Source organism: Pseudomonas sp. MWU16-30323 (assembly GCF_020515595.1).
Lineage (GTDB): Bacteria > Pseudomonadota > Gammaproteobacteria > Pseudomonadales > Pseudomonadaceae > Aquipseudomonas > Aquipseudomonas yamanorum.
Map to the genome: position 1 here is coordinate 62689 of NZ_JAIWYM010000028.1, position 7306 is coordinate 69994.

The following is a 7306-nucleotide window of genomic DNA, read 5'->3' on the forward strand; positions in this document are numbered from 1 at the left end:
GACGCGGAGCGTCACGGGATGCATTCCCACGCAGAGCGCGGGAACGATCAATGAGGCTGATCCATCGCCATCGCGGCCTCGCTAAAGCTCGACGGCTCCTACCTTTGTTCTTCTAGAAATTGACCGTTGCACTCAAGCGTGCGGTCAACGGCGCACCCTGGAACAAGTAGTCATCGCCCATGTACTCGCCGGCATCCCGCCAGTAACGCTTGTCGAACAGGTTGTCGACGCTCAGCCGAAACACCGTCTCATAGCCATCGAGCTTGGTGGTGTAGCGGCTGCCCACGTTGACGATGGCGTAGTCGCCCACTTCCACATCACCGGTGCGATTGGCGTACTTGTTGGCGCTGTATTGCACGCCGCCGAGCAACGCCAGGCCATCGACCCAGGGCAGGGCGTAGTCGGCATACAGGCTAGCGCGCAGTTTCGGCACGTTGATCGCCTGATGGCCTTCATATTCCGGCGTGCCGCTGCCCGTTACCCGTGCACGGATGGCCGCGACGCTGGCGGCGATCTGCAAGCGCTCGGTGGCCCAGCCGTTGGCGGAGAGCTCCAGGCCGGTGTTTTTCTGTTGGCCTTGTTGCACGTAGGTGAACGTACCTGCGTCGTCGGGTTTGGCGTATTGATAGGCCTGGCGAGTCTGGAAGATCGCGGCGGCGAAGCTGATGCGGCGCCAGTCGTATTTCACACCGGCTTCGATCTGGCGGGAGACGGTTGGGGCGAGGGTGTCGAGGTTGTTGAGGGCGTACCACGGCGCGGTGCCGCCCAGGGACAAACCCTTGCTGTAGCTGGTGTAGAGCGACAGGTTTTCAATCGGCTTGTAGATCAGTGCTGCCTGGGGCAGGAACACGTATTGCTGGGTATGGCGTGATTCATCACCGTTGATATCGTAGGCGCGCTCGTCGAGACGTACCTCACGGCCACCCAGCACGGTCTGCCACTGTTCATTGAAACGGAGGGTGTCAGTCAGGAACAGGCCGTACTGGCGGCTGTCCAGGCGACGGTGGCTGGGGTTGAGTTCGCCGTCGTAGCGCGGGAAGTTTTCCGGCTCCTGGTTGATGTTGCCCGTGCCGATCCATTGATTGATCGGTACACGATTGTCCACGACTCGGCGAAACGCGCTCGTGCCAAACGTCAGCTCATGCGCGAGCCCGCCGGTATCAAACAACCCCGTCATCGCTGCCTGAATCTCATCATCGCGGCGGGTGTCATCCGGGCTGCGGAAGTCGTAGATGCCATAGTCGCCTGCCGGGCTGAAGTAATTACCGTTGCCGGCAGTGTCGCCACCCCACGCAAACGAACTGTAATCATCAATCACCACCTTGCTGCGCGCCGCGCTGACGCTGCCTTTCCACTGGTCACTGAAGCGATATTCAAACTTGCCATTGAGGTTCAGCGAATCGATCCCTACCTGATTCGCACCGCTCTGATGCCCCAGCAGTTTTTTCGGCGACGCGTCGTGCGGCACCTCGGTCCCGCCCAGCAACTGATAGCCCGGCACCGAGCGCTGCTGCTTGTTCTGATACTCGGCATCCAGCTGCAATACCGCGTCGGGGCTGATGTTCCAGTCGAATGCCAGGGACAGGAAATCCCGGTGGCCATTGGCATGTTCGACATAAGTGTTGAGGTCTTCATGGGCCACGTTGGCGCGCAGGCCGAACTGCTGCTCGCTGCCAAACCAGCCGCCCACGTCGGTGGCCAGGTAGCCGCTGCCGCGATCATCGGTGGACACCGTCACCGAGCGCACATCCTCCGGGCGCTTGGTCACGTAATTGATCACGCCGCTGGGCTCGGAGATCCCGCTTTGCAGGCCCGACAAGCCCTTGAGCAACTCCACGCGCTGCTTGTTCTCCAGGGCAACGTTCTGCTCGCCGGTGATGGTGCGACCATTGATCTTGTAACTGCTGGCGGCATTCAACGAGAAGCCGCGCACCACGAAGTTTTCGTAGTAGCCGATGGGCGCATAGCTGTCGCCGACCGAGGCGTCATTGCGCAGCACTTCGCTGAGCAAACGCGCCTGTTGATCCTTGATCAGCGACTCGTTGAACACCGCGATCGAGGCCGGGGTGTCGAGCAGCGGCGCCTCATTGAAACCACCCACCGACGCGGTGGCGCTGTTATAGCCGGACTCATCCTGGCCCTGGACCTTCACCTCCGACAGCTCAATGTCAGCCGCCTGGCTGCTACCAATGCCGGCGCTGAGCAACAGGCCGAGGGCGAAACGTGAAGGAACAGCGGGGCGAAGACGCAAAACCATGGGGGAAGGCCTGAGAGCGCAGAGCGGAGGGCGCATAAGCTAGGCATAACGGCGGCGTTTTACAAGTTGATCGTTCCCACGCTCCGCGTGGGAATGCCGCCCTGGACGCTCCGCGTCCCGAGGGTGACGCGGAGCGTCACAGGATGCATTCCCACGCAGAGCGTGGGAACGATCTTCAGGGTCAGCGGTGTTTTTGGTGGCGCTTCAGGGTCTCGCTGGGCAACTCCTGAAACAGCGCCCGATAACTGTTGGAAAACCGCCCCAAATGCCAGAACGACCAATTCATCGCCACTTCCGCCACGGTGGTGTCCGCTGACGGCGGGTTCAATAACTCCCGCCGTGCACTGTTCAACCGGCGCAGCCTCAACCACTGCGCCGGGCTCATCCCGGTGTACGTCTTGAACCCCTGCTGCAACTGGCGCAACGGCACCCCGGCAATGCGCGCCAGCTCCAGCAGGTTGACGGTTTCATCCGGCACGTCCGCCGCCCATTCGCCAATGCGCGCCATGATGATTCGCTCCTCGGTGCGCCGTTGCAATGAACCCTTGTCGAGGCACACGCAGGCGTTGTCGAGGATGAACAGGCAATCGTCCAGCAGTTGTTGGGTGAGGGCATCGCGGCTCGGCGGGTCAAACGTCGCCGACAGCCGCGTCAGCGTGCCGCTGAGCCAGCGGCTGAACAAGGCGTTTTGCAGGGAATTGAGCGGGGCCATGAACAACCCCTCCAGCTTCGCCACCTCCAAACCGTGGCGCTGGACGAACTGCGGCCCGAACACCACCGCGACTTCGCGGTAGTTTTCCGGGGTGATCCAGGTGTTGCGGCTTTCGCCATTGAGCACATACAGCGCGTTGTCGCTGCCATCGAAACAGAACGCCAGGGAGCCCGGTGGCGCGTTGAAGTTCTGCTCCACCCGGGTGTTCATCCGCTCTTCATACACCTCGACACCTTGCAGGTCGAGGTAGCGAATCTGCCCGGCAAAATGCCCCGGGGACATCTGCTGGTACTGCTGCACCCAACCGGGTGTCGCACTGCATTGAGCGGCCACATCACCGGTGGTGAAGGCCTGTACGCGCAAAGCTGTTGCCTGTGTCATGGGTAACCTGGGCGCACTCTATTGGTGCGTTGTGGTGGGTGCAAAGTGGATAGATGCCGTCGGACGGCTGGCCCAAGATAGACCTCAATGCGCGGCGAGGGAAGCCCGCGGCGCATCATCCAACCCATGACGAGGTCCTTATGAACGCCCCCTTCGATCAGCTGTCCGCCTGGCTGAAAGAACACAAGATTACCGAAGTCGAATGCGTGATCAGTGATTTGACTGGCATCGCACGCGGCAAGATTTCGCCCACCAACAAGTTCCTGCATGAGCGAGGCATGCGCCTGCCGGAAAGTGTGTTGCTGCAAACGGTAACCGGGGACTTTGTCGACGACGACATCTACTACGACCTGCTGGACCCGGCTGACATCGACATGATCTGCCGCCCGGTGTCCAACGCCACCTACGTGGTGCCGTGGGCTATCGAGCCCACTGCCATTGTGATCCACGACACTTTCGACAAGCTGGGTAACCCCATCGAATTGTCGCCGCGCAACGTGCTGAAAAAGGTCCTGCAGCTGTATACCGATCAAGGCTGGCAGCCGATTGTCGCGCCGGAAATGGAGTTCTACCTGACCCAGCGTTGCGAAGACCCGGACCTGCCGCTGAAGACCCCGCTGGGCCGTTCCGGCCGCGCCGAAAGTGGCCGCCAGTCGTTCTCCATCGACGCTGCCAACGAATTCGACCCATTGTTCGAAGACGTCTACGACTGGTGCGAAGCCCAGGGTCTGGACCTCGACACGCTGATCCACGAAGACGGCCCGGCGCAGATGGAAATCAACTTCCGCCACGGCGATGCCCTCGACCTGGCCGACCAGATCACCGTGTTCAAACGCACCCTGCGGGAGGCCGCGCTCAAGCACAACGTTGCCGCCACCTTCATGGCCAAACCCGTGGCCGACGAGCCCGGCAGCGCCATGCACCTGCACCAGAGCGTGGTGGAGATCGCCACCGGCAAGCAGGTGTTTGTCGATGAGCACGGCAACAAGAGCCAACTGTTCCTCAACCACATCGGCGGCCTGCAGAAGTACATCCCCAAGCTGCTGCCGATGTTTGCCCCCAACGTGAACTCGTTCCGCCGCTTCCTGCCGGACACCTCGGCACCGGTCAACGTCGAGTGGGGCGAAGAAAACCGCACCGTCGGCCTGCGCGTACCGAGCTCCAGCCCCGACGCCATGCGCGTGGAAAACCGCCTGCCGGGCGCCGACGCCAACCCGTATCTGGCCATCGCTGCCAGCCTGCTATGCGGCTACCTCGGCATGATCGAAAAGGTCGAGCCCAGCGCCCCGGTGGAAGGCCGCGCCTACGAGCGCCGCAACCTGAGGCTGCCGATCACCATCGAAGACGCCCTGGCGCGCATGGAAGAGTGCGACACCGTCAAACAGTACCTGGGAGACAAGTTTGTGCGCGGCTACGTCGCGGTCAAGCGCGCCGAGCACGAGAATTTCAAGCGGGTCATCAGCTCCTGGGAGCGTGAGTTCCTGCTGCTGAGCGTCTGAGAAACCACACTAAAAAAACCAAAGGGGTGTCGATATGCGTCTGGTGAAAAAGCTTCTTCCGCTGGCCTTGGCGGCGTTGTTCAGCAGCGCGGGCCACGCCGCGCAGACGGTCAGTGTGTACAACTGGACGGACTACATCGGTGAGACCACCTTGGCCGACTTCCAGGCCAAGACCGGGATCAAGGTGATCTACGACGTGTTCGACTCCAACGAAACCCTGGAAGGCAAGTTGCTCGCCGGCCGTACCGGCTATGACGTGGTGGTGCCGTCCAACCACTTCCTGGCGCGCCAGGTCAAAGCCGGCGCGTTCCTCAAGCTGGACCGCTCGCAGTTGCCCAACTTCAAGAACCTCGACCCCAAGCTGCTCAAGCTGCTGGAGAAAAACGACCCGGGCAACGAGCACTCGGTGCCGTACCTGTGGGGCACCAACGGCATCGGCTACAACGTGGACAAGGTCAAGCAGGTGCTGGGCATCGACCATATCGATTCCTGGGCCGTGCTGTTCGAACCGGAGAACATCAAGAAGCTGCACGAGTGCGGCGTAGCGTTCCTCGACTCGGCGGATGAACTGTTCCCGGCGATCCTCAACTACATGGGCAAGGACCCGCGCAGCGAGAATCCCGAAGACTACAAACAAGCCGAAGCCAAGCTGCTGACCCTGCGGCCGTACATCACCTATTTCCATTCCTCCAAGTACATCTCGGACCTGGCCAACGGTGATATCTGCGTGGCGTTCGGTTACTCCGGCGACGTGTTCCAGGCCGCCAACCGCGCCAAGGAAGCCAAGAACGGCGTGAACATCGCCTACTCGATTCCCAAGGAAGGCAGCAACCTGTGGTTCGACCTGCTGGCCATTCCGGCAGACGCGGCCAACCCGAAAGCGGCCCACGCTTTTATCAACTACTTGCTGGACCCAGAAGTGATCGCCAAGGTCAGCGCCAGCGTCGGCTACGCCAACCCGAACCCGGCGGCCAAGGCCTTCATGGCGCCGGAGCTGGTGAACAACCCTGAGATCTACCCGTCCCAGGCAGTGCTCGACAAGCTTTATATTTCCACCACCCCGACGCCTGCCGTCATGCGCTTGATGACGCGGTCCTGGAGCAAAGTGAAGACCAACAAATGAACCGTTCCTCGTCCGAACATGCCCGTTCCTATTACCTGGCTTCGGCCAACACCATGCTTCAGCGCCCAGCGCTGGGGGCTGACCTGACGGCCGATGTGTGTGTGATCGGCGGTGGATTCACCGGGGTCAATACCGCCATCGAATTGGCCCAGCGCGGGCTGTCGGTAATCCTGCTGGAGGCCCGGCGGATTGGCTGGGGCGCCAGTGGGCGCAATGGCGGGCAGTTGATACGCGGGATTGGGCATGACGTGTCGGGCTTTGCCAAGTACGTGGGCGAGGAGGGCGTGGGTTACCTGCAGCGGGCCGGGATCGATTCGGTGGCGCTGGTGGGGGAGCGGATTCGCGAGCACGGGATTGACTGTGATTTGCGCTGGGGGTTTTGTGAGTTGGCGAATACGCCCGCGCAGTTTGCGGCGTTTCAGGGGGAGCTGGAGAGCCTGGCTGCCTTGGGGTATGCGCCTGAAACCCGGCTGGTGGCGCCGCAGGATATGGCGCAGGTGGTGGGCTCTGGACTGTATGCCGGTGGCTTGGTGGATATGGGCTCCGGGCATTTGCATCCGCTGAACCTGGTGTTGGGGGAGGCGGCTTTGGCCGAATCACTTGGGGCGCGGATCTTTGAAAACAGCCCGGTGCTGGAGTTGATCCATGGCGACACGGTGCAGGTGCGTTGCGCGTCCGGCACCGTGCGCGCCGGCAGTCTGGTGCTGGCGTGCAATGCGCATCTGGATGAATTGGAGCCGAAGTTGAGCGGTAAGGTGCTGCCAGCGGGGAGCTACATCATTGCAACCGAGCCGCTGTCGGTTGGGGTGGCTGATCAGTTGATTCCGCAGAACCTGGCGTTGTGTGATCAGAAAGTTGGGTTGGATTATTACCGGCTTTCGGCGGATCGGCGCTTGTTGTTTGGGGGGGCTTGTCATTATTCGGGGCGTGATCCGGTGGATATCGCGGGGTATATGCGGCCGAAGATGCTTAAGGTTTTTCCGCAGTTGGTGGATACGGCGATTGAGTTTCAGTGGGGGGGGAAGATTGGGATTACGGCTAACCGGTTTCCGCAGGTGGGGCGGTTGAAGCAGCACCCGAATGTGTTTTATGCCCAGGGGTATTCGGGGCATGGCCTTAACGTGACGCATTGGTGTGCGCGGTTATTGGCGGAAGGCATTCATGCGGGGCAGAGTAAAGGGTTGGATATTTTCAGCCAGGTGCCGCATATGACTTTCCCGGGAGGTAAGGCGTTGCGTTCGCCGCTGTTGGCGTTGGGGATGTTGTGGTATCGGGTTCGGGAGATGGTGGGGTGATTGATTGTGTACATATCCGTTTCTTCGGTAACGGCCACC

At 61.2% G+C, this 7306-nt stretch carries 5 protein-coding genes; 3 read left to right on the plus strand and 2 right to left on the minus strand.

All coding sequences use genetic code 11. The features are described 5' to 3' along the window. Nucleotides 1–112: 112 nt before the first annotated feature. Together LIY45_RS24805 and LIY45_RS24810 are read right to left on the minus strand one after the other, a co-directional pair. Nucleotides 113–2257: a TonB-dependent siderophore receptor gene (locus LIY45_RS24805; RefSeq protein ID WP_226477928.1), complete on the minus strand. Its 2145-nt coding sequence runs from the start codon at nt 2255–2257 to the stop codon at nt 113–115. 181 nt (nt 2258–2438) lie between these two features. Further along, nucleotides 2439–3350 carry a helix-turn-helix domain-containing protein gene (locus tag LIY45_RS24810; protein ID WP_226477929.1) on the minus strand — a complete coding sequence of 304 codons (912 nt, stop codon included), beginning with the start codon at nt 3348–3350 and terminating at the stop codon, nt 2439–2441. 140 nt (nt 3351–3490) lie between these two features. On the opposite strand from LIY45_RS24810, the gene LIY45_RS24815 reads away from it, so the two are divergent. From LIY45_RS24815 to LIY45_RS24825, 3 genes are read left to right on the plus strand one after another with little or no spacing between them, the layout of a single operon-like run. Next, on the plus strand, nt 3491–4849 hold the full coding sequence (locus LIY45_RS24815) for a glutamine synthetase family protein (RefSeq protein ID WP_017475250.1): 1359 nt from the start codon (nt 3491–3493) through the stop codon (nt 4847–4849). A 34-nt stretch (nt 4850–4883) separates the two neighbouring features. Continuing rightward, nucleotides 4884–5972: a polyamine ABC transporter substrate-binding protein gene (locus LIY45_RS24820; RefSeq protein WP_226477930.1), complete on the plus strand. Its 1089-nt coding sequence runs from the start codon at nt 4884–4886 to the stop codon at nt 5970–5972. Then, a complete protein-coding gene (locus LIY45_RS24825) occupies nt 5969–7267 on the plus strand; it encodes an FAD-binding oxidoreductase (protein ID WP_226477931.1) in 1299 nt (432 codons plus the stop codon). Before LIY45_RS24820 ends, LIY45_RS24825 begins: the two co-directional genes overlap by 4 nt. Nucleotides 7268–7306: the final 39 nt, after the last annotated feature.

Bases quoted from the DNA above. Each gene is read 5' to 3' on its own strand.
- LIY45_RS24805 (WP_226477928.1), bottom strand. From the start codon at position 2,257: ATGGTTTTGCGTCTTCGCCCCGCTGTTCCTTCACGTTTCGCCCTCGGC.
- LIY45_RS24810 (WP_226477929.1), bottom strand. From the start codon at position 3,350: ATGACACAGGCAACAGCTTTGCGCGTACAGGCCTTCACCACCGGTGAT.
- LIY45_RS24815 (WP_017475250.1), top strand. From the start codon at position 3,491: ATGAACGCCCCCTTCGATCAGCTGTCCGCCTGGCTGAAAGAACACAAG.
- LIY45_RS24820 (WP_226477930.1), top strand. From the start codon at position 4,884: ATGCGTCTGGTGAAAAAGCTTCTTCCGCTGGCCTTGGCGGCGTTGTTC.
- LIY45_RS24825 (WP_226477931.1), top strand. From the start codon at position 5,969: ATGAACCGTTCCTCGTCCGAACATGCCCGTTCCTATTACCTGGCTTCG.